27 protein-coding genes and 1 tRNA gene are annotated in these 23,789 nt (G+C 66.3%); 16 read left to right on the top strand and 12 right to left on the bottom strand.

Going from position 1 to position 23,789, the window contains the following annotated elements:
• Positions 1-24 precede the first annotated feature (24 nt).
• From NV382_RS04750 to NV382_RS04730, 5 genes are all read right to left on the bottom strand, one after another.
• Complete coding sequence (locus NV382_RS04750; protein WP_260599377.1) at positions 25-903, bottom strand: acyl-CoA thioesterase; 879 nt, start codon at positions 901-903, stop codon at positions 25-27.
• Positions 904-907: 4 nt separating this feature from the next.
• Complete coding sequence (locus NV382_RS04745) at positions 908-2,035, bottom strand: acyl-CoA dehydrogenase family protein (protein WP_260599376.1); 1,128 nt, start codon at positions 2,033-2,035, stop codon at positions 908-910.
• A gap of 143 nt (positions 2,036-2,178) precedes the next feature.
• Positions 2,179-3,363 (bottom strand): acyl-CoA dehydrogenase family protein, encoded by a 1,185-nt coding sequence (locus NV382_RS04740; protein WP_260599375.1) that lies wholly within the window; start codon positions 3,361-3,363, stop codon positions 2,179-2,181.
• A gap of 127 nt (positions 3,364-3,490) precedes the next feature.
• Entirely contained in the window at positions 3,491-5,524 is a 2,034-nt protein-coding gene (locus tag NV382_RS04735) for a 3-hydroxyacyl-CoA dehydrogenase NAD-binding domain-containing protein (RefSeq protein ID WP_260599374.1), read from the bottom strand.
• 129 nt (positions 5,525-5,653) lie between these two features.
• Positions 5,654-6,877, bottom strand: coding sequence for a serine hydrolase domain-containing protein (locus NV382_RS04730; protein ID WP_260599373.1), 1,224 nt, complete (start codon positions 6,875-6,877; stop codon positions 5,654-5,656).
• Between the two features lie 129 nt (positions 6,878-7,006).
• Here NV382_RS04730 and NV382_RS04725 point away from each other — a divergent pair, with 129 nt between their 5' ends.
• On the top strand, positions 7,007-8,758 hold the full coding sequence (locus NV382_RS04725) for a class I adenylate-forming enzyme family protein (RefSeq protein ID WP_260599372.1): 1,752 nt from the start codon (positions 7,007-7,009) through the stop codon (positions 8,756-8,758).
• 2 nt (positions 8,759-8,760) lie between these two features.
• Here NV382_RS04725 and NV382_RS04720 read toward each other — a convergent pair whose 3' ends face one another.
• Positions 8,761-9,477 carry an SIMPL domain-containing protein gene (locus NV382_RS04720; RefSeq protein ID WP_260599371.1) on the bottom strand — a complete coding sequence of 239 codons (717 nt, stop codon included), beginning with the start codon at positions 9,475-9,477 and terminating at the stop codon, positions 8,761-8,763.
• A 133-nt stretch (positions 9,478-9,610) separates the two neighbouring features.
• On the opposite strand from NV382_RS04720, the gene NV382_RS04715 reads away from it, so the two are divergent.
• Positions 9,611-10,192, top strand: coding sequence for a hypothetical protein (locus NV382_RS04715; RefSeq protein WP_260599370.1), 582 nt, complete (start codon positions 9,611-9,613; stop codon positions 10,190-10,192).
• A gap of 476 nt (positions 10,193-10,668) precedes the next feature.
• Here NV382_RS04715 and NV382_RS04710 read toward each other — a convergent pair whose 3' ends face one another.
• Positions 10,669-12,156: an FGGY family carbohydrate kinase gene (locus NV382_RS04710; protein WP_260599369.1), complete on the bottom strand. Its 1,488-nt coding sequence runs from the start codon at positions 12,154-12,156 to the stop codon at positions 10,669-10,671.
• Between the two features lie 79 nt (positions 12,157-12,235).
• On the opposite strand from NV382_RS04710, the gene NV382_RS04705 reads away from it, so the two are divergent.
• Both NV382_RS04705 and NV382_RS04700 read left to right on the top strand, forming a co-directional pair.
• Complete coding sequence (locus NV382_RS04705; protein WP_260599368.1) at positions 12,236-13,507, top strand: AI-2E family transporter; 1,272 nt, start codon at positions 12,236-12,238, stop codon at positions 13,505-13,507.
• Between the two features lie 66 nt (positions 13,508-13,573).
• Positions 13,574-13,650, top strand: a tRNA-Asp gene (locus NV382_RS04700).
• Positions 13,651-14,002: 352 nt separating this feature from the next.
• On the opposite strand, the gene NV382_RS04695 is transcribed toward NV382_RS04700, so the two are convergent.
• The 4 genes from NV382_RS04695 to NV382_RS04680 all read right to left on the bottom strand — a co-directional run bounded on the left by NV382_RS04695 (position 14,003) and on the right by NV382_RS04680 (position 15,456).
• On the bottom strand, positions 14,003-14,227 hold the full coding sequence (locus NV382_RS04695) for a DUF2842 domain-containing protein (RefSeq protein WP_260599367.1): 225 nt from the start codon (positions 14,225-14,227) through the stop codon (positions 14,003-14,005).
• On the bottom strand, positions 14,224-14,766 hold the full coding sequence (locus NV382_RS04690; protein ID WP_260599366.1) for a 5-formyltetrahydrofolate cyclo-ligase: 543 nt from the start codon (positions 14,764-14,766) through the stop codon (positions 14,224-14,226). Before NV382_RS04690 ends, NV382_RS04695 begins: the two co-directional genes overlap by 4 nt.
• 198 nt (positions 14,767-14,964) lie before the next feature.
• Positions 14,965-15,264 (bottom strand): cell division protein ZapA, encoded by a 300-nt coding sequence (locus tag NV382_RS04685; RefSeq protein WP_260599365.1) that lies wholly within the window; start codon positions 15,262-15,264, stop codon positions 14,965-14,967.
• Between the two features lie 12 nt (positions 15,265-15,276).
• Positions 15,277-15,456: a hypothetical protein gene (locus tag NV382_RS04680; RefSeq protein WP_260599364.1), complete on the bottom strand. Its 180-nt coding sequence runs from the start codon at positions 15,454-15,456 to the stop codon at positions 15,277-15,279.
• Between the two features lie 166 nt (positions 15,457-15,622).
• On the opposite strand from NV382_RS04680, the gene gap reads away from it, so the two are divergent.
• Genes gap through NV382_RS04630 form a run of 10 tightly spaced genes read left to right on the top strand, consistent with a single transcriptional unit; the run spans position 15,623 to position 21,534 of the window.
• A complete protein-coding gene (gene gap / locus NV382_RS04675; RefSeq protein WP_260599363.1) occupies positions 15,623-16,633 on the top strand; it encodes a type I glyceraldehyde-3-phosphate dehydrogenase in 1,011 nt (336 codons plus the stop codon).
• 17 nt (positions 16,634-16,650) lie between these two features.
• The gene (locus tag NV382_RS04670; protein ID WP_260599362.1) at positions 16,651-17,136 is read left to right on the top strand and encodes an MOSC domain-containing protein; all 486 of its coding nucleotides are present in this window, start codon (positions 16,651-16,653) and stop codon (positions 17,134-17,136) included.
• Complete coding sequence (locus NV382_RS04665; protein WP_260599361.1) at positions 17,133-18,329, top strand: phosphoglycerate kinase; 1,197 nt, start codon at positions 17,133-17,135, stop codon at positions 18,327-18,329. Before NV382_RS04670 ends, NV382_RS04665 begins: the two co-directional genes overlap by 4 nt.
• Positions 18,330-18,373: 44 nt before the next feature.
• Entirely contained in the window at positions 18,374-18,640 is a 267-nt protein-coding gene (gene relB / locus NV382_RS04660) for a type II toxin-antitoxin system RelB family antitoxin (protein WP_260599360.1), read from the top strand.
• The gene (locus tag NV382_RS04655; protein ID WP_260599359.1) at positions 18,637-18,963 is read left to right on the top strand and encodes a type II toxin-antitoxin system PemK/MazF family toxin; all 327 of its coding nucleotides are present in this window, start codon (positions 18,637-18,639) and stop codon (positions 18,961-18,963) included. The genes relB (NV382_RS04660) and NV382_RS04655 overlap by 4 nt, the downstream gene beginning before the upstream one ends.
• A gap of 22 nt (positions 18,964-18,985) precedes the next feature.
• Positions 18,986-19,894, top strand: coding sequence for a class I fructose-bisphosphate aldolase (locus NV382_RS04650; RefSeq protein WP_260599358.1), 909 nt, complete (start codon positions 18,986-18,988; stop codon positions 19,892-19,894).
• A 9-nt stretch (positions 19,895-19,903) separates the two neighbouring features.
• Positions 19,904-20,386, top strand: a complete 483-nt coding sequence (locus NV382_RS04645; RefSeq protein WP_260599357.1) for a hypothetical protein — start codon at positions 19,904-19,906, stop codon at positions 20,384-20,386.
• Complete coding sequence (thiE, locus tag NV382_RS04640; RefSeq protein WP_260599356.1) at positions 20,376-21,056, top strand: thiamine phosphate synthase; 681 nt, start codon at positions 20,376-20,378, stop codon at positions 21,054-21,056. Before NV382_RS04645 ends, thiE begins: the two co-directional genes overlap by 11 nt.
• Before the next feature lie 33 nt (positions 21,057-21,089).
• Complete coding sequence (gene relB, locus NV382_RS04635) at positions 21,090-21,284, top strand: type II toxin-antitoxin system RelB family antitoxin (RefSeq protein ID WP_260599355.1); 195 nt, start codon at positions 21,090-21,092, stop codon at positions 21,282-21,284.
• On the top strand, positions 21,262-21,534 hold the full coding sequence (locus NV382_RS04630) for a type II toxin-antitoxin system RelE/ParE family toxin (RefSeq protein ID WP_260599354.1): 273 nt from the start codon (positions 21,262-21,264) through the stop codon (positions 21,532-21,534). Before relB (NV382_RS04635) ends, NV382_RS04630 begins: the two co-directional genes overlap by 23 nt.
• A 4-nt stretch (positions 21,535-21,538) precedes the next feature.
• Here the strand turns inward: NV382_RS04630 and NV382_RS04625 are convergent, their stop codons facing one another.
• Entirely contained in the window at positions 21,539-22,132 is a 594-nt protein-coding gene (locus NV382_RS04625) for a peptidoglycan L,D-endopeptidase MepK (protein ID WP_260599353.1), read from the bottom strand.
• 79 nt (positions 22,133-22,211) lie between these two features.
• On the opposite strand from NV382_RS04625, the gene NV382_RS04620 reads away from it, so the two are divergent.
• A complete protein-coding gene (locus NV382_RS04620) occupies positions 22,212-23,168 on the top strand; it encodes a L,D-transpeptidase family protein (protein WP_418066787.1) in 957 nt (318 codons plus the stop codon).
• Positions 23,169-23,172: 4 nt separating this feature from the next.
• A complete protein-coding gene (locus NV382_RS04615) occupies positions 23,173-23,766 on the top strand; it encodes a M23 family metallopeptidase (RefSeq protein ID WP_260599352.1) in 594 nt (197 codons plus the stop codon).
• Positions 23,767-23,789 lie beyond the last annotated feature (23 nt).

Genomic DNA, 23,789 nt, shown 5'->3' with positions numbered 1-23,789 from the left:
CAAAATGCGCGCGGCGGAACAGGATTATTCGCGCAATCGCATCAGCCCTTCCTGAGCGACGCTGGCGACCAGACGGCCGTCTTGGGCGAAGATCTGGCCGCGGTTGAAGCTGCGCGCGTGGCCGGCCCAGGGGCTGTCGCAGGCATAGAGCAGCCATTGATCGGCGCGGAACGGTTCGTGCAGCCACAGCGCGTGATCGAGGCTGGCGGTCTGAAGGTTGGGGGTCAGCCAGTTGATGCCGTGTGGCAGCGTGCCGGTGCCGAGCAGCGACATGTCGGAGGCATAAGCCAGGATCGCGCGGTGGAGGGCGGGATCGTCGCCGATGGCCGAGCAGATGCGGAACCAGCTTTGCTGGCGGGGGGCGCTCTTGACCGGATCCAGCCAGGAGCGGGGGGAGACGGGGCGGATCTCGATCGGGCGGGGCTTGAGAAAGGAGCGGCGGAAGCGTTCGGGGACGCGATTGGCCATCTCGGCGCGCAGTTCTGTGTCGGACTGTAGGCTCTCGGGACCGGGCACATCCGGCATCGTGTCCTGATGGTGCAGACCGTCTTCCGGCGTCTGCAGCGAGCAGGTCAGGGTGAGGATCGGCTGGCCCTTTTGCATCGCGATGACGCGGCGGGTGGCGAAGCTCTTGCCCTCGAAATCGCGCACCACGCGGTAGAGGATGGTGAAATCCTCGTTGCCCGGGCGCATGAAATTGGCGTGGAGCGAGTGGGCGATCTTGTGCGCGTCGGTGGAGCGCTGCGCGGCCTGCAGCGCCTGGGCGATGACCTGGCCGCCGAACACGCGGCCGAAGCCATCGCGGCCGCGCTTGCCGCGATAGAGATCGGTGTCGAGTTCCTCGATGTCGAGGAGGTCGCAGAGATCGGCCGCGAGGGATGCGGGGCTTGGCAGTTCGGTCATCGCCTTAATAGCCGGCGGCGCGGGCGAGCTTGTCGGCATGGAAATTGGCGTCGCCGAACATCTCGGCGAGGACGCGGGCGCGCTTCATGTAGAAGCCGATATCGTATTCGTCGGTCATGCCGATGCCGCCGTGCATCTGGATGCCTTCCTGGACGGCGAGCGTGGTGGCGAGGGTGGTCATCGCCTTGGCGACGGAGACGGCGTCGTCGGCTTTTTCGGATCCCGAATCGAGGAGTTGTGCGGCCTTGATGACGGCGGCGCGGGCGACTTCCATTTCGCTGTAGAGGTGGGCGGCGCGGTGTTGCAGCGCCTGGAAGCTGCCGATGGTCTGGCCGAACTGTTTGCGTTCCTTGAGATAGCCGATCGTCATGTCCATCGCGCCGGCGCCGACGCCGAGCGACTCTGCGGCGGCGCCGGTGCGGGCGGCGCGGAGCAGGCGGTTCAAGGGGTCGTGGCCGGCGTCGATCTCGCCGATGACGGCGTCGGCATCGAGGTGTAAGTTCTCGAAGGTCGCGCTTGTGGCTATGCTGGAATCGGCGAGGCGTTGGCTATCCTGTTGTATTCCGGGCATTGTTGGATCGACCGCGAAAAGGGTGATACCGTCCTGTTCGTGCGCGGCGCCGGCGGTGCGCGCGGCGACGATGATCAGGTCGGCGATGTGGCCGTGCTGCACGAACCGTTTCCTGCCGTTGAGCTTGAAGCCGTTGCCCGAGCGTTCGGCCTTGAGCGCGACATGCTCGCGGTGCTTGGGGCCTTCGTCGATGGCGAGCGCGGCGATGGTGGTGCCGGAGAGGATGCCCGGGAAATGGCGGGCGGCGTGGGGGCTGCCCTTCAAGGCCTCGACCGCGGCGACGGCGGTGGTGAGGAAGGGCGAGGGGGAGAGGTTGCGGCCGATTTCCTCGAGCACGATGCCGGCCTCGACATGGCCGAGGCCCAGGCCGCCGTCCTGTTCGCTCATCAGGATGCCGGTGAAGCCCATGTCGGCGAAGCTCTTCCAGAGATCGCGGGAGAGGCCGTCGGGGTTGTCGTCGTCGCGGAGCTTGCGGAGGTGGGCGACGGGGGCGTGTTCGGCGATGAAGTCGCGCGCGGTGTCGCGGAGCATTTGCTGTTCGTCGTTGAGGTAGAGGGGCATTTCTTTTCCTTTCTCCCTCTCCCCGCTTGCGGGGAGAGGGTAGGGGAGAGGGGCAGTCACGGGCGGCGTCGCTGCCGCACTGCCCCTCTCCCGACTTCGGCTTCGCCTCGTCTGCCCTCTCCCCGCAAGCGGGGAGAGGGCGTTTAGGCGCTCGGCAGTTCCAGAATCCGCTTGGCGATGATGTTGAGCTGCACTTCGCTCGTGCCGCCTTCGATCGAGTTGGCCTTGGTGCGCAACCAGGCGCGGGGGGTGGCGCCGCCGGAGGAGGCGTCGCTTTCCCATTCGAGCGCGTCGCTGCCGCCGGCGGCCATCATCAGTTCGTAGCGGCTCTTGTTGAGCTCGGTGCCGTAATATTTCATCATGCTCGGCTGGGCGGGGTGGGCGCGGCCGGCTTTCAGTTCGTCGATGAAGCGCTCGCTCATCATGCCGAATGCCTTGCTGCGGACTTCGAACATGGCGATGCTTGCACGGAGCAGCGGATCGGCCAGGCGGCCGTCATGATCGAGGCCGATTGTGGCGATCGCGCCGTCGATCAGCGGGTTGCCGCCGGTCGAGGCGAGACCCATGCCGGAGATCATCTCGCGTTCGTGGCCGAGCAGGTATTTGGCCACGTCCCAACCCTTATTCTCTTCGTGGACAAGGTTTTCCTTGGGCACCTTCACATTGTCCATGAAGGTTTCGCAGAAGGGGGAATAGCCGCTGATCAGCAGGATTGGCTTGGTCGAGACGCCTTCGCTAGCCATGTCGAACAGGACGAAGCTGATCCCGCCCTGCTTGCTGGTCTTGTCGGTGCGGACGAGGCAGAAGATCCAGTCGGCTTTGTCGGCATAGCTGGTCCACACCTTCTGGCCGTTGACGAGATAATGGTCGCCTTTGTCTTCCGCCGAAGTGGCGAGTGCGGCAAGATCGGAGCCGGCGTTGGGCTCGCTATAGCCCTGGCACCAGCGGTTTTCGCCCTTCGCGATCTTCGTCAGGTGGTCGAGTTTCTGCTCCTCGGTGCCGTATTTAAGCAAGGCTGGGCCGAGCATCGAGATGCCGAAGGAGTTCAGCGGATTACGGGCGCGGATCGCGGCCATTTCCTCGCGCAGGATCTTGGTTTCGGCGGGGGAGAGGCCGCCGCCGCCATAGGCCTTCGGCCAGTCGGGGACGGTCCAGCCTTTGGCGGCCATCGCGTCCATCCAGGACTTTTGCGCGGGCGTGAGGTTGGACTGGTCGCGGCCGCCCCAAACGGCGTCCTTTTCGGAGCGGATGGGTTCGCGCATCTCGAGCGGGCAGTTGGCGGCGAGCCAGGCGCGGGTTTCGGTACGGAATTGGTCTAGGTCTGTCATGCTAGTCTCTCCACCGTTCGCCCTGAGCTTGTCGAAGGGCGTGTTTCGGGCGTCTGCGCTTGGGGCATGTGCTTCGACAGGCTCAGCACGAACGGGGGGAGGGTGGCCACCACTCCCCCATTCTGTGTCACCGGTTAAACCTGCCGCCGCTCTCGGCCTTGCTCTTGAGCAACTCGGCGACCTTGAAGCCGTGTTTCTCCAGCCCGCTGACGATCTTCGCCAGTCCCTCGGTATCCGCCCAGAACATCGGGCCGCCGCGATAGACCGGCCAGCCATAGCCGTAGATCCACACCACATCGATGTCGCTGGCACGCTGCGCCATCTTCTCTTCCAGGATCAGCGCGCCTTCGTTGACCATGGTGTAGAGCGTCTTCTCGATGATTTCCTGATCCGAAATCTCGCGCTTCTGCAGGTTCGATTTCGAGCGGAAGTCCTCGATGATTTCCGCCACGCGGGGGGAGGGCGTGGGGTTTCGCTTCTCGTCGTAATCGTAGAAGCCTTTGCTCGTCTTCTGGCCCCAGCGGCCTTCGGCGGCGAGCGCGTCGCGAATGTTTTCGATGCGCGTGGGATCGCGGTGCCAGCCGATATCGACGCCGGCGAGATCGCTCATCTGGAACGGGCCCATCGGCATGCCGAATTCGACATGGACGCGGTCGATCTGTTCGGGGGTGGCGCCTTCCATCAATAGCTTCATCGCCTCGATTTGGCGGGGCTTGAGCATGCGGTTGCCGATGAAGCCGTCGCAGACGCCGGCGACAACCGCGACCTTCCTGATCTTCTTCGATAGCGCCATGACGGTGGCGAGCACGTCGTCCGCCGTCTTCGCGCCGCGCACGACTTCGAGCAGCTTCATGACGTTGGCGGGGGAGAAGAAGTGCATGCCGAGCACGTCGCCCGGACGGCTGGTGGCGGCGGCGATCTCGTCGACGTTGAGATAGGAGGTGTTGGAGGCGAGGATCGCGCCGGGCTTGGCGATGGCGTCGAGCCGGGCGAAGATCTCCTTCTTGACGCTCATTTCCTCATAGACCGCCTCGATGATCAGATCGCAGTCGGCCAGCGCAGCGAAATCGAGCGTGGGGTTGAGCGCGGCCATCGCCTGCTCGACCTGCTCTGGCTTGAGCCGGCCCTTGGCGGCGCTCGCCTCGTAATTCTTGCGGATGACGCCGGTGCCGCGGTCGAGCGCTTCTTGCGCCATTTCGACGATCGTCACGGGAATACCGGCGGAGAGGAAATTCATGCTGATCCCGCCGCCCATCGTGCCGGCGCCGATCACGCCGACCTTGGCGATCGGCCGGAGCGCGATATCGGCGGCGATGCCGTCGATCTTGGCGGCCTGGCGTTCGGCAAAGAAGATGTGGCGCTGCGCGGCGGATTGCACGCCCATCATCAGCTTCATGAATTCCTGCCGCTCGAAGGCGATGCCTTCGTCGAAGCTGGAGCCGTCGCTGGCTTTTTCGATGCAGGCGATGTTGGCGGCGGGGGCGTCGAAGCCGCGGAACTTGCGGGCGTTTTCCTTCTTGAACGCGGCGACGGCTTCGGGATCGGCTTGGGCGGTCTTTTCGCTGGCGCGGGGGAGCGGCTGGATGGCGGCGATCTCGCGGGCGAAGGCGAGGGCGTCTTCGACCAGACTGTCCTCGCCGGCGAGACGATCGATCAGGCCGGCGTCGAGCGCCTTCTTGGCCGAGATCGGATCGCCCTTGGCGGTGAGTTCGAGCGCGAGCGGCACGCCGGCGATACGCGGCAGACGCTGCGTGCCGCCGGCGCCGGGGAGCAGGCCGAGCTTGACCTCGGGCGTGCCGATCTTGGCCGAGGGCACGGCGATGCGGTAATGGCAGCCGAGCGTGACCTCGCAGCCGCCGCCCAAGGCCGTGCCGTGGATCGCGGCGACCACCGGCTTGGTCGAGGCCTCGATCTGGTCGACGACGGCGGGTAGGCCGGGTTCGACGAAGGGCTTGCCGAATTCGGTGATGTCGGCGCCGGCGAAGAAGGTGCGGCCGTCGCAGCGGATGACCATCGCATTGACCTGCGGGTCGGCGAGGCCCTGCTTGATGCCGGCCTCCAGGCCCTGGCGGACGGCGGCACCGAGCGCGTTGACGGGCGGGTTGTCGCTGATGATGACGAGGATATCGTCGTGGAGTTCGGTGCGGATCGGGCTGTTCATTTCTCTCTCCTGTCGTTCGTCATCCCCGCGAAGGCGGGGCCCCATAATCTCTGCCGTCGAGTTCACGCCGGATCGTCAGTGACTATGGATTCCCGCCTTGGCGGGAATGACGGGTGGCGCTTTGAGGCATCAGGTCAGCGCGCTGTAGATCAACGTCTTCAGCTCGCGGCGGATCGGGTAGGTGCTGCTGGGCGACATCTGCGTCATGAACACCATGGACAGGCGCTCGACCGGATCGACGAAGAAGGCGGTCGAGAACATGCCGCCCCAATAATATTCGCCGACGCTGCCCGGGATCATCGAGCGGGCGACATCGATATTGACCGCGAAACCCAGGCCGAAGCCGGTGCCGGCATTGGCAGTTTCGCTGAACAGCGACTTGGACATGGTCGAAAGGTCCGCGCCGCCGGGCAAATGGCTCATCGTCATCAGGTCGATCGTCTTGCGGCCGACCAGGCGTTCGCCGTCCAGCGTGCCGCCGTTCAGCAGCATCTGCAAGAAGCGGTGGTAATCGAGCGCGGTGGAGACGAGGCCGCCGCCGCCCGAGACGAGCTTGGGCATCCTGGCCCAGGCGCTCTCCGCGCCGCGATCGTACATCACCCGGCCTTGTTTCGGGACCAGGGTATAGCAGTCGGTCAGGCGGTCGATCTTGTCGGCGGGCACCTGGAAGAAGGTGTCGGGCATGCCGAGCGGGGCGAAGATGCGCTCGGCGAAGAAGCGGTCGAGCGGCATGCCCGAGACGCGCTGTACGACGGCGCCGAGCACGTCGGTGGAGACGGAATAATTCCACGCGCTGCCGGGGGAGAATTCGAGCGGAAGCTGGGCAAGCGCGGCGACGAAGCCGTCGAGATCATGGCCGCCATGCCAATTCTCGATCGTGCCCGCACGGTAAGCGGCATCGACGTTCGAGCGGTGCTGGAAGCCATAAGTGAGGCCGGAGGTGTGGCGCAGCAGATCGACCATGCGCATCGGCTCGGTAGTGGGGAGGGTGGCGAACGGCACCTCGCCGCCGCCGCCGTTGAACACGCCGACATGCTTGAATTCGGGCAGTACGTGATGGACCGGTGTGTCGACCGCGACCAGGCCCTGTTCGACCAGCATCATGAACGCGATCGAGGTGATCGGCTTGGTCATGCTGGCGATGCGGAACAGGCTGGTCTCGTCGACCGGCTTGGCGCTGTCCTCGCGCGCCGGGCCCTGATGCGCGAAATGGACGATCTCGCCGTCTTTGGCGAGCAGGATCTGCGTGTTGGCGAGCTTGCCGGATTCGATGTAGCGCTCCTTCAGCAGCGTATCGATCCGCGTCAGCCGCGACGCATCCAGGCCATGATCCTCCGGCTTCGCGATCTTCATGGTCGGCCCATACCCCGGTTTCGAAACATGCCGCCTCCTATTGCCTTGAGCGGCGCGCGAATCAACTCTAAACGGGTCTAAACCGGCAGATAAGCCAAACCCGATGTTCAGTTTTGTGGAGAGCATGCCTTGTCCAGCGACCCCCTGATCGCGCTCGATCCGTCCTGGCCGGCGGTCACGCTGGCGCAGGCGGAGGCGCTGCTGACCGCGCCGGGGGCGAAGTTCGAGATGGCGACGATCGACATTAGGGGCGTGCCGACGCGGGTGTGGAAGAACGCGCCGCCGAGCCTGGCCTGGCTGGCGCAGGCGGCGCGGGCGCATGGCGAGCGGGTGTTCACGATCTACGAGGACGAGCGGGTGACGTTCGAGGCGCAGTATCGCGCGGTGGCGATGCTGGCGGGCAAGCTGCAGGACATGGGGGTGGCGAAGGGCGACCGCGTGGCGCTGGCCATGCGCAATTTGCCGGAATGGCCGGTGATCTTCTTCGCCGCGGCCAGTATCGGCGCGATCGTCGTGCCGCTCAACGCCTGGTGGACGGCAGGCGAGCTGGAATATGGCGTGGAGGATTCGGGCGCGCGCGTGCTGTTCGTGGATGACGAGCGGCACCAGCGGTTCGTGGCGGCGGGGCCAGCGCTGCCGGCGGTGGAGCGGATCGTGGTGGCGCGCGCCTCGGGTGCGCTGGAGGGGCGGGAGTCGCGGCTGGAGGATCTGATCGGTACGCCGCACGATTATGCTGGGCTGGCGGAGGTGGCGTTTCCTGAAGTGGGGATCGCGCCCGACGACGACGCGACGATCTTCTATACGTCGGGCACGACGGGCCATCCCAAGGGGGCGCTCGGCACGCATCGCAATTTGATGACCAACATCCTGTCGGGCGGCTATGCCGGCGCGCGATCGTTCCTCAGGCGCGGCGAGGCGGTGCCGGAGCCGACGCCGCGCACGACGCTGACGGTGATCCCGCTCTTCCATGTCACGGCGTGCAGTGCCGGGCTGATGGGCGCGGTGGCGACGGGATCGACCTGCATCTTCATGCGGCGCTGGGACGTGGTGCGCGCGATGGAGATCATCGAGACGGAGAAGGTCAGCGTGACGGGCGGCGTGCCGACGATCGCGTGGCAGTTGCTGGAGCATCCCGAGCGGCACCATTACGATCTCTCGTCGCTGGAGGCGATTGCCTATGGCGGCGCGCCGTCGGCGCCCGAGCTGGTGCGGCGCATCTACGAGGAGTTCGGCGCGCTGCCCGGCAATGGCTGGGGCATGACCGAGACGATGGCGACGGTGACCAGCCATTCGAGCGAGGATTATCTCAACCGCCCGACGAGCGCCGGGCCGCCGGTGGCAGTGGCCGACGTGAAGATCATGGACGACGACGGCGTAGGCGAGATGCCGGTGGGCGAGGTCGGCGAGTTGTGGGCGCGCGGACCGATGATTGTGAAGGGCTATTGGAACAAGCCCGAGGCGACGGCCGAGACGTTCGTCGGTGGCTGGGTGCGCACGGGCGACCTGGCGCGGGTGGATGCGGAGGGGTTCGTCTATATCGTCGACCGGGCGAAGGACATGATCATCCGCGGCGGCGAGAACATCTATTCGAGCGAGGTGGAGAACGTGCTGTACGCGCATCCGGCGGTGACCGACTGCGCGCTGATCGGGCTGCCGCACCGCGTACTGGGCGAGGAGCCGGCGGCGGTGGTGCATCTGGCGCCGGGGTGCGAGGCGAGCGAGGCGGAGCTGCAGGCGTGGGTGAAGGCGCGCCTTGCCGCGTTCAAGACGCCGGTGGCGGTGCGCTTCGTGCACGAGACGCTGCCGAGGAACGCCAATGGCAAGATCCTGAAGAAGGATCTGAAGGCGCTGTTCGAGGATCGCGCGAGCGTGGCGGCCTAAAGCTAGCGGGGGCCGAGCACCGCGTCGATGCTGACCGCGGCGATGGTCGTGTCGGTGCCGGCCAGCACCGGGGGCGGGGCGGGGGCGGCCTGGCGCGGGGCTTCATAGGCCATGTCGGCGACCGGCGACGGGGCGGAGGTACTGCCGTCGCGGATCGACAGGATACGCACGACCTTGAGGTTGGCCGCGGCGGCGAGCGCGTCGGCGCGGGCGCGGGCCGCTTTGTAGGCGGCGGCATAAGCGGCGCCGTTGACCACCGAATCGTCGCTGACACGCAGATCGGGGCCGGAGAGGACGTTGGCACCCGCCTGTGTGGTGGCGGCGATCGCTGCGCCAGCCTTGTCGACGACGCGCATCCGCACCTCGACGACGTTGTTGGCTTCGAACTTGCGCTTGTTCGGGCCCCAATCGAGCCGCGCGACGGTCAATTGCTTGGTCTGGATATCCTCCTTCGCGACGCCGAGCGCGGTGAGTGCGGCGATCACCGCATTCATGCGGGCGTTGTTCGCTTGCGTCGCCGCGGCGGCATCGACGCCGATCGAGGACACGCCGGCGGAAAACCGCGCCTCGTCGGGATGCGCCTCGGCGCGGCCGGTGGCGCTGACCTGCAGCAAGGTCTCGTCGCGGTCGAGATCGTGCGGCCCGTGCTTGCCCGGGCTACAGGCGGCGAGCGACAAAATGAGCGGGAAGGCGAGACCGGGAAGCAGGACGAGGCGCATGGCATGCCTTTCGTGTCGGACGGCGTCTGCATTGTACGTCAGTGGTCGGACGATGCAACGCGGCCGCCGATCCGATGGCGCTGGCGCCGGCCGAGCAACTTGGCCACAAGATGTGGGGTGGGTCAGGGGGGACGTGATCGTGCGATATGGATGGCTGCTTGCCGCAGCACTGGCCGTCAGCAGCTGCGGCGACGAGCCGGGAGCGCTGCCGACCACGCGGCCCGACTGGACAGGTGCGGCGATCGGCGGCATTGCGCCGCTCATGTCGCCACGCGAGGTTGCCGTGGCGCTGCAGCGGCGTGGCTATCGCCAAGTGCCGTGTGCGCCGACGGAGAGGCTGATGGTCGATCCGCTCAACCGCGGCGGCGGGATGCCGTGCTACGAGTCGCCCGCAACCGCGATGCGCATCAGCCTGTACTTTCTCGAGCTGCACGAAGGACGGCGGCTGGCGGTGGCCAATTTCCGGCACCGTGGCAATATGAGCGACCCGGCCGCTCGCTCCGTCGCGAACCGCTTTTATGCGCAGCGGCTGCGGCGGCGGTTCGGGCCGCCGGCGCATGTCACGAAGAACCCGTCGTTCAGCATCGTCTATTGGTATCGGCCGGGCGGGCAGCCGTCGCTGCCGGATGTGATCAGCACGACCATCGATGCCTATTCGGAGCCGAACGTCAGCCTGACCAGCATGTGGGCCTATGCGCAGGTGCGGGGGAGGTGATGGGGGGGCTGGGGTGATGCGGGCGTGTGGCGCGGCGTTGTCGGGTGCGCTGGACGAGCCGTCACCGGGGACGCGTTCGGTGATTGTACCGTTGGACATGGTCCCGACGTCATCCCCGCGCAGGCGGGGATCCATACCGGCTTGCTTCGCGGCTGAAGTCTTGACGCCCGAGTCTATGGATCCCCGCCTGCGCGGGGATGACGATCTATGTTCGCAAGGGTCAGTCGCCGGCGTGTTCCGGGGTCCACCAAGCGGCTTGCGACGGGATGGCGGCTTGAAGGTTGAGCGTGAGGCACGGTGGACCCCGGAACAAAGTCCGGGGTGACGGTGAGGATGTTGGTGCTGTATCGCTCGTCGCAGGGCGCGCTTGCTGGGCGGTGCTTCGATACACGCCCTCGATACGCCCTGCGGGCTACTCGGTCGTTACTCGGCACGAACGGGGGGAAGGTCGGGCAGGTGTAATCGGTCGCCCCGCGTCAGCCCTGCGCTAGTGTCACCACGCTGTTTACCGCCTTCGCCCAGCCGTCGAGGCGTGCGTGACGGGTGTCTTTGCTCATGGTGGGATCGAACGTCTCGACGTCGCCGCGCATGACGCTGGCGGCGGCGAGGTCCTTGAACAGGCCGCAGCCGACGCCTGCCAGCATCGCCGCGCCGAGCGCGGTGGTTTCGGCGAATTGCGGGCGTTCGACGGGGATGCCGAGCATGTCGGCCATGTCCTGCGCCATCCAGTCGTTGGCGACCATGCCGCCATCGATGCGGACGCAATTCCAGTCGACTCCGTCGGCCGCGAACGCGCTCTTCAGATCGTGGGCCTGGTGCGCCATTGCTTCCAGCGCGGCGCGGACGATGTGCGCCTTGGTGGTGGAGAAGCTGAGGCCCGAAATGCTGCCGCGCGCGTCCGGCTCCCACCAGGGCGCGCCCAGGCCCGATAGTGCGGGCACGAGATAGGTGCCGCCATTGTCCGGCACGCTGCGCGCGAGCGTGTCGGTCTCGGCGGCGTCGCCGATCAGGCCGAGCGTGTCGCGGATCCATTTGATCAGGCTGCCGGCGACGAACACCGATCCTTCGAGCGCGTAAGCGCGGCGGCCGCCCAGCTGCCAGGCGATGGTCGAGAGCAAGCGATTGTGCGACGCGGGCGGCGTCGCGCCGGCCTGGGTCAGCACGAACGCGCCGGTGCCGAACGTCGCCTTGGTATCGCCGATCTTGAGGCAGGACTGGCCGATCGTGGCGGCCTGCTGGTCACCGGCGATGCCGCAGATCGGGATGGGCGCGCCGAACAGGGTGGTTTCGCCGAAGCGGCCGGCGCAATCGACGATCTCGGGCAATGCCGCGCGCGGCGCGCCGAACAGGTCGATCAGGCCGTCGTCCCAATGGCCGCTGCCGATCGCCATGAGCGCGGTGCGGCTGGCGTTGGTGGCATCGGTGATGTGCAGGCCGCTCTGCCCTTCGCCGGCGGTGAGCTTCCAGATCAGCCACGATTCGATCGTGCCGATGGCGAGCCGGTCGCCGGCGTCGCGCAGTTGCGGCCAATGTTCCATCGCCCAGCCGATCTTCGAGCCGGAGAAATAGGGATCGAGCAGCAGGCCGGTCTTGGCCTGCACCATCGGCTCATGGCCCTGTTCCTTCAGCGCGCGGCAGGTGGCGGCGGTGCGGCGATCCTGCCAGACGATCGCCGGGGCGAGCGGCTCGCCGGTGTGGCGATCCCAGAACACGATCGTCTCGCGCTGGTTGGTGATGCCGATCGCGGCGATGCGCTCCGCGCCGCCGGCTCGCTCGATCACCGCATGGGTGACGGCGAGCGTCTTGCGCCAGATCTCGGCCGCGTCATGTTCCACCCGGCCCGGCTCGGGATAATGCTGGGCCAGTTCCTCCGCCTGGCTATGCAGGCAGGCGCCATCGGGCCGGAAGAGCATGGCCCGGGTCGAAGTGGTGCCTTCGTCGATCACCAGAATGAGGTCGCGCATGGCCCCACGCTAGCCGGGATTACAAGCGCTGGGAATGGCGCTACGGTGCTGCCTGAGTAGGCGTGCGAGGATCGATCGGATGGTGGTGAGCAACGAGAATGCCGAGCCGGTGGTCCCGGGAACGCCGGCCGCGGCATCGGGGGTATTCGGGCTGCCGTTATCCTCGGGCGAGGGGGCGGCAGGCGATGTGCCGAGCGGCAATATTCCGGAGGACCCGCGTGTTGCGCTTCGGCGCGATCGACTGCTCGCCGGGCTGACGCTGATCGCGGGACTGGGGCTGGTGCTTGCCACGCCGTTCGCGCTGAAGGCCGGGGCGGAATTCTTCCTGCCGACCACCACCGCCTTGGTGATCGCCGTCGCGCTGATCCCGCTGCTCGAATGGCTCGAGCGCCGCCGCGTGCCGTCTGCACTGGCGGCGTTGACCTGCGTACTGCTGTTCCTGATCGTGGCGAATATCGCGCTGGCCGCGATCGTCGTGCCGGCGACCGAATTCTTCCGCCTGCTGCCGACGCGCATCGACCGCATCCAGACCAACCTCGCGCCGTTGCTCGATCTCTATTCGAGCCTCGAGAAATACGCCAACCGCACGCTGCGCCAGATCGCCTCGACCCCGATCCGCCAGGCGCCGACCGCCGGCGTCGCGCCGCCGAGCTCGATCCTGGAGCTGGCCGCGACTTCGGCGCCTGGGGTGATCATCCAGATTTTCTTCGGCATCCTGACCGCCTTCTTCTTCCTCTCCGGCTGGACGCGGATGCGGAAGCGCACGATCACCAGCCGGCAGAGCTTCGGCGGGGCGATGGCGACGGCGCGGGTGATCCAGGATGTGGTGGACGACGTGTCCTCGTATCTCGGCACGATCACCGCGATCAACATTGCGCTCGGCCTGTGCATTGCCGGGGCGCTGTATGCTTTGGGCATGCCTTTTCCGCTGATGTGGGGCGGGATCGTTGCCCTGCTCAACTACGTGCCGTATTTCGGGCCGGTGGTGGCGGCGTTGCTGCTGGCGATCGGCGGGCTGATGACCTTTTCCGACGTGTGGGTGGCGCTGGCCCCGCCGGCGATCATGTATGGCCTGCATCTGGTGGAGGCCAATGTGGTCACGCCGCTGATTGTCGGGCACCGCCTGACCATCAACCCGATCATGATCCTCATCTCGATCAGCTTCTGGGGCTGGGTATGGGGCACGACGGGCGCGTTGCTGGCCGTGCCGCTGCTGATCATCATCCAGACCGTGATCGGTGCCGCGGGCAAGCCGGACATTGCCGGCTTCCTGTTCGAACACGGCACGCTGACCCAGGAGCGCAAGGGTCGCGGCGACGATACCGACCCCCGCGCGGACACGGCGAGCTGATTTGTCTTAAATCGCCGTTGACAGGTCGGCGGCCCGCGCATAGTGAGCCGCCTCCACGCTTTACAAGCGGGTGTAGCTCAGTTGGTTAGAGCGCCGGCCTGTCACGCCGGAGGTCGCGGGTTCGAGCCCCGTCACTCGCGCCACTCCCTGATTTGGGAGAGGTTTTCGAACGTGGTTTCCCACACATACTGCCGTCGTCCCGGGCTTGGTCCGGGATCCAGTTTGTGGCGTTTGATGACCGTTATTTGCAGGTGCTGCGTTGGCGGCACGTTGGATCCCGGACCAAGTCCGGGATGACGGTGGCTTGGAGGGTGATTACCTCACCCACAGCCGTTCATGCTGAGTAGAGACCGACTAGGCTGAAGGCCGTATCGAGGGCTCAGCGGTGGAGCGTGCGGTGCCTGTCCTTCGATACGCCCTCTCGATACGCCCTGCGGGCTACCCGATGGCTACTCAGGACGAACGGGGTTTGTGATGCTGCCCCACGTCATCGCGCTAGGGCGCGGGGGCGTGCCAGGTGCCGGTTTCCATCCATTGCAGCATGCGGCGCATCGGCAGGATCCAGAGCCAGACGATGCCGGTGACCAGATAGAAGGCCAGTTGCAGCAGCCAGTGCCAGGCGCCGACGGTGTTCGACAGGCTGGCAATGGCGATCACCCACAGGGCGATCATGGTCAGGATGGCGAGCATCCCGACGGGTTTGCGCCAGCTGGGGGTCACGGCGTGATCCAATCTCGTTCGGTGACGATGGCGTGGAGCGGTACGTCCCACGGGTCGGCGGGCAGCGATTCGACCTGTTGCACGCTCCAGGCTACGCCGACACGCCACGCGTCCGGGAAAGCTTCGAACGCGCGGTCGTAATGGCCGGCGCCCTGGCCCAGGCGGTTGAGCGCTGAGTCGAAGGCGACGAGCGGGGTCAAGATGATGTCGGGCCGGCGTTCGTCGGCGGTGTGCGCGGGCTGATGCAGGCCGAACGGGCCGGCGATCAACGCCGCCTCGGTATCCCAGGCGAGGAAGCGCAAGGGCGTGGCGCGATCGACGATATGCGGCAGGACGATCTCGCAGCCTGCCTCCACCGCGGCGCGGGCGAGCGGGGAGGGGTCAGCCTCGCCGCCCATCGGCACGTAGGAGGCGACGGTCAGGCCGTGGTCGAGTCGATCGAGAAAGGGCTGGGGGACGAGGACCGAAGGATGCGCATCCAGCACGAAGGCATCGCGCGCGGCGCGCAGGCGGGCGCGGAGCGTCTGCTTGTCCATCATCGGGCCAGATGGGGTGGCGGGACCACCATGGCCGTAGCCTGAATATCCTCTGACGCCAAAAGCATCAGGTGGGGATCATGTACGACAGACCAGGATCTGCGCAGGGACAACCCCCTAGGAAGAAGAATCGCCTCAGGGATAATCGGTAAGGCTCGTACCGGGCAGTGCCCGCCGTCACTGCATATAGCGCGCGCGAGATTACTTCTCAAGACGCTCGGCCAAGGATTCCAGACGTTCGGCCAGCGCGACCAGCGCGTCGGGATCGATCGCGTCGCTCGCCGGCTGGGGCGGGTGGCGCTCCGCCTCGTCCAGCGCATCGGCCAGCATCAGCGCGACGAACAGCATCGTGCGCTCGCCGCCCTGGCCGCCGGCCGCGCGATTGGCCGCGGCCCAGCGCTGATCGAGCAGCATGCCGACATGCTGCAGCTGATCTTCGCCGCCCGGACGGCAGGCGACGACATGGCGGCGATCGCCGATCGTGAGCGTGACCTCTGCCATGCTAGCGCGCCGTCACTCGGGCGTGCCGCGGGTGATGACGTCGTCGAGCGCGGCGACGGCCTCGGCCATGCGGGTGCGCAGCGCCGCGTGACGCTGGGTCAGCGCGGCTTTCTCCTGCGCGTGGCGCGCGCTTGCCGCCTCAATGCGGGAAACGGCGGCGTGGATGCGATCGAGCGGGGAGCCATCGGCCATGCGCGCTGGATAGCATGCTTGATGCCTGCGACAACAGCGATTCACGGGAACCGTGCTCGAGCGTCGGCGGGTGGTTGACGCACGCAGCCACCCACCGCAAAGACCGCGGGACTTTTTGCTGGCCGTCGCCGCTTCGGCACGGGCATCCGACGAGGGAGATATTTCGATGACGATCAAGGTTGCGATCAACGGGTTCGGGCGCATCGGCCGCCTCGTCGCGCGGGCCGTGCTGGAACGTGGCGATACCGGGCTGGAGCTGATGACGATCAACGACCTGGCGGACGCCAAGTCCAACGCCTGGCTGTTCTCGCGCGATTCGGTGCATGGCAAGTATCCGGGTGTGGTGTCGGCCGAGGGCAACGACCTGGTCGTCGACGGCAAGCGCATCCGCGTGACCGCCGAGCGCGATCCGGCGAACCTGCCGCATGCCGAGCAGGGTATCGACGTGGTGCTGGAATGCACCGGCTTCTTCACCGACCGCGCCAGCGCGCAGAAGCATCTCGATGCCGGCGCCAAGAAGGTGCTGATCTCGGCACCGGGTAAGGGCGTCGACCTGACCGTGGTGTACGGCGTCAACCACGACAAGCTTGAGGCCGGGCACAACATCGTCTCCAATGCCTCGTGCACGACCAACTGCCTGGCGCCGGTCGCCAAGGTGCTGAACGATGCGATCGGCATCGAGCGCGGGCTGATGACGACGGTGCATGCCTATACCAACGACCAGAAGATCCTCGACCAGATCCACCCCGATCTGCGTCGCGCGCGTGCCGCGGCGATGAGCATGATCCCGACCACGACCGGCGCGGCGCGCGCGGTGGGCGAGGTGCTGCCCGAACTGAAGGGCCGGCTGGATGGCTCCGCGATCCGCGTGCCGGTGCCCGATGGCAGCCTGATCGACCTGACCTTCACGCCCAAGCGCGACACGACGCGCGAGGAGGTCAACGCGATCCTGAAGGCGGCATCGGAAAGCGGACCGTTGGTCGGCGTGCTGGATTATTCGGACGAGCCGCTGGTCTCGATCGACATCGTTCATACCCCGGCATCCTCCACGGTGGACAGCCTGGAGACCGCGGTAATCGACGGCAAGTTGGTCCGCGTCGTCAGCTGGTACGACAATGAATGGGGCTTCTCGAACCGCATGATCGATACCGCGGTGGCGATGGGCAAGTTCATCTGATGCACGGACCCGCCGGGATGCCTGAGTCCGATCCGTCGGCTGCGGCAGGCGTCGGCATCCTGGCGGGGATCGCGCGCCATGCCCAGCCGGGCGCGGCGATGGAGACGGTGGAGCGTGCCGCGGTGACGCCCGAGGGCGGGATCGAAGGTGACTATCGTGGCGGCTCCAAGGGCAAGCCGCACCGGCGTCAGGTGACGTTGATGGAGCATGGCGACTGGGCAGCGGCGCTGGCCGAGGTCGGTGCCGCCGTGCCGTGGCAGGAGCGGCGCGCCAATCTGCTGATCGACGGGCTGGACCTGCCGCAGGACCGGGGCGTCCGCTTGCGGATCGGCGCGCAGGTCGTGCTGGAGATCACGCGCGAAACCGATCCGTGCAGCCGGATGGACAAGCTGGCGCCGGGATTGTGCGCCGCGCTGACGCCGGACTGGCGTGGCGGCGTGTGCACGATGGTAATTACAGGCGGCGCGATCGCCATTGGCGATGCAATCAGGATCGAAACATGACCGATAGAACGTTCAAAACGCTCGATGATATGGGCGAGGTACGCGGCAAGCGCGTGCTGGTGCGCGAGGATCTGAACGTGCCGATGGCCGACGGCGGGGTGACCGACGACACGCGGCTGCGCGCGACGCTGGCGACGGTCGGCGAGCTGGCCGATCGCGGGGCGATCGTGCTGATCCTAGCGCATTTCGGGCGCCCCAAGGGAATGCGCGACCCCAATATGTCGCTGGCATTGGTGACGCGGCCCTATGAGGCGGTGCTCGGCCGGCCGGTGCGCTTCGTCGACTGGGACGGCGCAGGCGAAGCGGCGGCGATGATGCAGCCGGGCGATGTCGCGATCCTGGAGAATACGCGTTTCTTCGGCGGAGAAGAGAAGAACGATCCGCAACTGACGGCAAAGATTGCCGAACTTGGCGATTTCTACGTCAACGATGCGTTTTCCGCCGCGCACCGCGCGCATGTCTCGACCGAGGGTCTGGCGCATGTGCTGCCGGCCTTTGCCGGGCGGGCGATGGAAGCCGAATTGGACGCGCTCGACAAGGCGCTGGGCAATCCCGAGCATCCGGTGGCCGCCGTGGTCGGCGGCGCCAAGGTGTCGTCCAAGCTGGACGTGCTTAAGCATCTCGTCACCAAGGTCGATCACCTGATCATCGGTGGCGGGATGGCCAACACTTTCCTGGCGGCGCGCGGCGTGAACGTCGGCAAGTCGCTGTGCGAGCATGACCTGACCGGCACCGCGGACGAGATCTTCGAGGCGGCGGATCGGGCCAATTGCACGATCCACCTGCCATATGACGTGGTGGTGTCGAAGGAGTTCGCGCCCAACCCGCCGAGCCTGCGGACGTGCAACGTGCACGAAGTGGCGCCGGACGAGATGATCCTCGACGTCGGGCCGGCGGCGGTGGAGGCGCTGGCGGATGTGCTGAAAAATTGCCGCACCCTGGTGTGGAACGGGCCACTGGGGGCCTTCGAGACTCCGCCGTTCGACACTGCGACGGTGGCGCTGGCGAAGACGGCGACGGCGCTGACGCAGGATGGGTCGCTGGTTTCGGTTGCAGGGGGCGGCGACACTGTGGCCGCGCTCAACCAGGCCGGCGTGGGTGACGACTTCACCTTCGTGTCGACTGCGGGTGGGGCGTTCCTGGAATGGATGGAAGGCAAGGATTTGCCCGGCGTGGCGGCGTTGACGCGCTAGGCCACCCGGCCTATGTTTAACGTGTTAAACAAATAGGTGCGGCTGTGCTCGGTGTCAGGCTCGATGACGATCTCGAACGGCGGTTGACGGCGGTTGCCCGCGGTCAGGGCCGGTCGAAGAGCGATATCGCGCGCGATGCCGTCCGCCGCTATGTCGAGCAGCACGATCAAGCCTTTCTGGCAGAGGCGCGGCGCCAATCGTTGCGGGCGGCGGCGCGGGGCCAAAGCGACCAGGATCGCGCCTGGGAAGCTTTGGCCGCCGCGGACGATGACCTGAGCGACCTGGCCGAGCCCGGCCAAGCTGCCGAATGAAACGGGGCGATATCGTGTCCACGATCGGCAAAGGCGACTTCTCGAAGAAACCGCGGCCGAGACTGATCGTGCAGGCCGATGCCTTCAATGCGCATCATCCCGCTTTTACCGTCTGCCCGATCACCAGCGAGATCAGCGGCGACAGTCTGTATCGCATTCCGGTATCCGCCACCGACCAGACTAACTTGCTGGACGATAGCGAGATCGAGATCGACCTTGTCCAGGCCATCCGGCGCGAACGCGTCGGCGGGCTGATCGGCAAGGCTTCCGATGACACCATGATCCTGGTCGACCAGGCGCTGCGGCGCTGGTTGGCCCTTTAAACCACTGATGAAGGAAAATTCCATGACGCCGATCGTCCAGGCCATTCTCGACAAATACGAATCCGACAATGTCGCGACCAAGGCCAATCTTGGCCGTATCCTGATGCAGGGCAAGCTTGGCGGCACCGGCAAGCTGGTGATCCTGCCGGTCGACCAGGGCTTCGAACATGGCCCGGCGCGCAGCTTCGCGGTCAATCCGCCGGCCTATGATCCGCATTACCATTATCAGCTGGCGATCGACGCCGGCCTCAGCGCGTTTGCCGCGCCGCTCGGCATGATCGAGGCGGGCGCCGGAACGTTCGCCGGGCAGATCCCGACGATCCTCAAGGTCAACAGCTCCAACAGCTGGGCGCAGGGCGCCAACCAGGCGGTGACCGGATCGGTCGAGGATGCGGTGCGGCTGGGCTGCGCGGCGATTGGCTTCACCATCTATCCGGGGTCGGACGATCTGTTCGAGATGATCGGGCAGATCCGCGAAATGTCGGCGGAAGCAAAGTCGGTCGGCATCGCGACCGTGATCTGGTCCTATCCGCGCGGCGGCATGCTGCCCAAGTCGGGCGAGCTGGCGCTGGATGTGGGGGCCTATGCCGCGCACATGGCGGCGCTGCTGGGCGCGCACATCATCAAGGTGAAGCTGCCGACGGATCATATCGAGCAGAAGGATGCCAAGCCGATGTACGAGGGCACCGACTGGTCGAAGCAGTCGGACCGGGTGAGGCATGTCGTGCAGGCAAGCTTTGCCGGGCGGCGGATCGTGGTGTTTTCGGGTGGTGCGTCCAAGGGCGCCGATGCGATCTTCCAGGACGCACGCGACATTCGCGATGGCGGCGGCAACGGCTCGATCATCGGCCGCAACACCTTCCAGCGCCCGCGCGACGAGGCGCTGGCGATGCTCGAGAAGATCATCGCGATCTATAAGAACGAAGAATAAGCGCCTCTCATGCAGTTCGCCTATCATCGCAGCCTCGGCCCGATGATCGGCGTGCTGCTGGGGCTGGCGATCGTCGAGATGCTGGTGGTGCATCTTGTTGTGGTCGCGTTGCTCGGTTGGTGGGCCGCGATGGTGATCGGGGCGATCGATCAGGCGGCGGTCGTATCGCTGCTCTGGCTGCTGCGCTCGTTTAAGCGCCTGCCAGTAACGATCGCGGATGGCGTGCTGACGCTGCAGGCCGGCTACCTGCAATCGATCGCGGTGCCGGTCGACCAGATTGCCGGCCTGCGCCCGACCTGGGACGCGGCGGCGATCAAGGATCGGGCGATGCTCAACCTTGCGCTCGTGGCCTGGCCGAGCGTGGTGATCGACCTCAAGGCGCCGATCGCGCTACGCCGCGGGCGGCAGGTGCAGGCGGTGGCGCACAAGCTCGACGATCCGGCGGCTTTCCACGCGGCGATCGCGGCGCTATCGCGCGGGGATGGACATTGACCCGCTCGGCCCGCTCGACCCCAATTTCGCCGCCCAGTTCACGCGCGACATCAGACGGCCGGCGTGCCAGCTGTACCTCGTCTCGCCGCTCGATGTGGGCGGGGCGTTTCCCGATCGGTTGAAGCGCGCGCTCGAGGCCGGGCCGGTGGCGGCGTTCCAGTTTCGCCTGAAGGGCATGGATCAGCATGTCGCGGCGGCCTTGGCCGAGCCGTTGCAGCAGATCTGCGCCGACGCCGATGTGGCGTTCATCGTCAACGACAGCATTGCACTGGCCAAGCGGCTGGGGGCGGACGGCGTGCATCTCGGCCAGGATGACGGCGATCCGCGCGAGGCGCGCGACGTGCTGGGGCCCAAGGCGCAGATCGGCGTGACGTGCCATGACAGCCGGCATCTGGCGATGGAAGCGGGCGAGGCAGGGGCCGATTATGTCGCGTTCGGCGCCTTTCATCCGACCACCACCAAGGCCGTCAGCCACGTTGCCGAGCCGGTGTTGCTCAGCTGGTGGTCGACCGTGTTCGAAATACCGTGCGTGGCGATCGGCGGGATCACGCCGGCCAACGCCGCACCGCTGGTGGCGGCGGGAGCGGACTTCCTGGCGGTGTCGAGCGCCGTCTGGGGTGGCGACGAGGCGGCGGCGGTGCGGGCGTTCGGCGAGGTGCTGGCGCGCTAGAAAGCCCGGCGTCGATCTGGTATGCGATGGCGCATGGCAAAGCTGTCGCCGATCGAATCCAAATTTGGCTCCACCGAAGAGGCGGAGGCGTATGACGTCTGGTTTCGGGCCAAGGTGCAGCGTGCGCTGGACAGCAAGGAGCCAGGTATACCGCACGACGAGGTCATGGCCGAGATGCGAGCATTGATAGAAAGTCATCGGCGCAATGCGGCTGATCTGGCTACCTGAGGCCAAGGCCGATCTTCGCGAGATCATCAACTTTATTGCCGCACGTAATCAGGTCGCCGCGCATAAGCTGCTTCTTCTGATCGAGACCAAGGCGGAGCAGCTAGCCTTGTACCCGTACATCCACAGGTTGGGCCGGATAGCGAGCACCCGAGAGGCCGTCGTCCACCCGAACTACATACTTATCTACCGAGTAAAATCGGATGAGATCGACATATTGTCCGGGATGCACGCGCGGCAGAACTACCCTTGATCGATCACCACTGGCGCACGCGGCCGGTGTCGACATGGACGAAGCCGTCGCGCGGATAATAGCCGACGCCGCCGCCGCCGAGCGCGAGTGCCGCACCGCGCAGCTTGTCCAGCGTGACGCCCGGTACGACGATATCGGTGGCCTTGCCGAGCATATGCTGGCTGGTCGAGGCGACACCGGTGTTGGCGCCACCGCGAGCGCGCAGCGCGGCATTGGTGTGCGGCGAGCGATAGCCCGAGATCAGCTCGATCTTGTTGCAGCCGCCAAGGTCGAGCTTTTCACGCAAGCGGACGAGCAGGCCGAGCAGCTGGCGGTCCATCTGCGTCACCTCGCCGGTGCGCCAATCGCGCAAACCATGGTTGAGCTCGGCGAGGCCTTGAGGCACGAACCGCCCGTTGCGCGCGAACACGGCATCGACCGTTTCGTTGTTGTGCACGTTGCGGATCGCGAGGCGCCATTCACCCGTCGCGGCCATCGCCGGGAACGGCATCATCGCCGCCATCCCGCCGAGCGCGGCGCCGCCGATCAGAGAGCGGCGCGAAAGTTCGGGTGATCGTGACGGCTGGGAAACAAGCCGCTCTTCCGTCGTTGTCTGCATAGTTTGTATTTAGGAGTTTGAATTGGTGAGGAAAACCGCTCTCGGCGCAGCCTGTCTGGCGATTGCCTCGCTTTGTCCGATCTCTGCGCAGGCGGAGGGAACGAAGGCGGTTTCGGCCGTTGTCGATCGTACCACATTGCATTTGCAGGTGATTCTCGATCATCTCGGCTTCTCGCCGGGGGTGCTGGACGGGAAAGCCGGCAAGTCGCTGACCGCAGCGCTCAAGGGTTTTCAGGAGACCCGTGGACTGCCGACGACGGGCAAGGCGGACAAGGCAACGTTGCGTGCTTTGTATCCCTACCGTGCGCTGCGGCCGACGCGTTTGCTGACGTTGACGGCGGAGTCGCTGGCGGGGCCTTACGTCAATCCCTTGCCTAAGGACCCTGCCGAACAGGCCAAGCTGCTGGCCCTGGCCTATCGCAACGCGATGGAGAAGCTGGCCGAGTCGTTTCACACCACGCCTGACGTGCTGATCGCGTTGAACAGCCCGAGCACGCGGCTGGCGCCCGGCGCCAAGGTCGTCTTCCCCAACGCCTTGCCGACCTCGCGCGAGTATGACGCCAAGTTGCCGGCGGAATGGCGCAAGACGCTGACCGACCTGAATGTCGATGCCACGCAGCCGCAGGGCGCCAAGGTGGTGGTCGACAAGTCCGACGAAGTTTTGCGCGTGCTCGACAAGAACGGGAAGCTGGTGGCGCAGTTCATGGCGACCATGGGCAGCGAGCACGATCCGCTTCCGATCGGCAAGTGGACGATCAAGGGCGCGTCGTACAATCCCCCGTTCCATTACAATCCCGACCTGTTCTGGGATGCCAAGGACGATGCCAAGGCAGCCAAGCTGCCGGCCGGGCCGAACGGGCCGGTCGGCGTGATCTGGCTCGATCTGTCCAAGCCGCATTACGGCATCCACGGTACGCCGTCGCCGGAGACGATCGGCCGCGCGGAGAGCCACGGCTGCATCCGCCTGACCAACTGGGACGCGGCGCGACTGTCGTTGATGGTGAAGCCGGGCACGCCCGCGGTGTTCCAGCAGTAATGTGATGCGTAGGCTGGCGATTCTGGTGACCATCGTCGTGGTGGTGATGCTCGGCTTATGGGCATCGGCGCTGCTGTTCCTGCCGGATGCGGCGCCCCGTGCCGAACGCGCAGCGGCGCCGCACCCTGTGGCCGGCGAGCCACTGCCCCACGGGGTGGTGCTCGCCATGCCGGTGAAGGGCATGCCGCGCGAGACGATCCAGGACAGCTGGGGCGACCCGCGCGACAATGGCCTCAGGCCACATCATGGCACGGACATCATGGCTCCCGCAGGCACGCTGGTGCTGGCCGCGGCACCGGGCCGGATCGAAAAATTGTGGAACAGTGCCGCCGGGGGGATCACGGCGTATGTGCGATCGCCGCAGCGCAAGTGGACCTATTATTACGCGCATCTGTCCGGCTATGCGCCTGGCTTGCATGAGGGGCAGGTGGTGAGAACGGGCGATCCGCTGGGCTATGTCGGTGATACCGGCAATGCCGGGGCAGGGAATTACCACCTGCATTTCGGGCTGACGCGCACGCTGCCCGAGCAGAAATGGTATGAGGGGCGCGATGTCGATCCCTACCCCTACCTTGCCGGAAAGGCCGCATCCCGCTAAGGCGCGCGCTTCGCTCTTTCCAG

Origin of the sequence: Sphingomonas endolithica (genome assembly GCF_025231525.1) — a bacterium.
GTDB lineage: Bacteria > Pseudomonadota > Alphaproteobacteria > Sphingomonadales > Sphingomonadaceae > Sphingomonas > Sphingomonas endolithica.
Note: the sequence above shows the minus strand (reverse complement) of the source record. Positions and strands in the feature narration are given on the sequence as shown.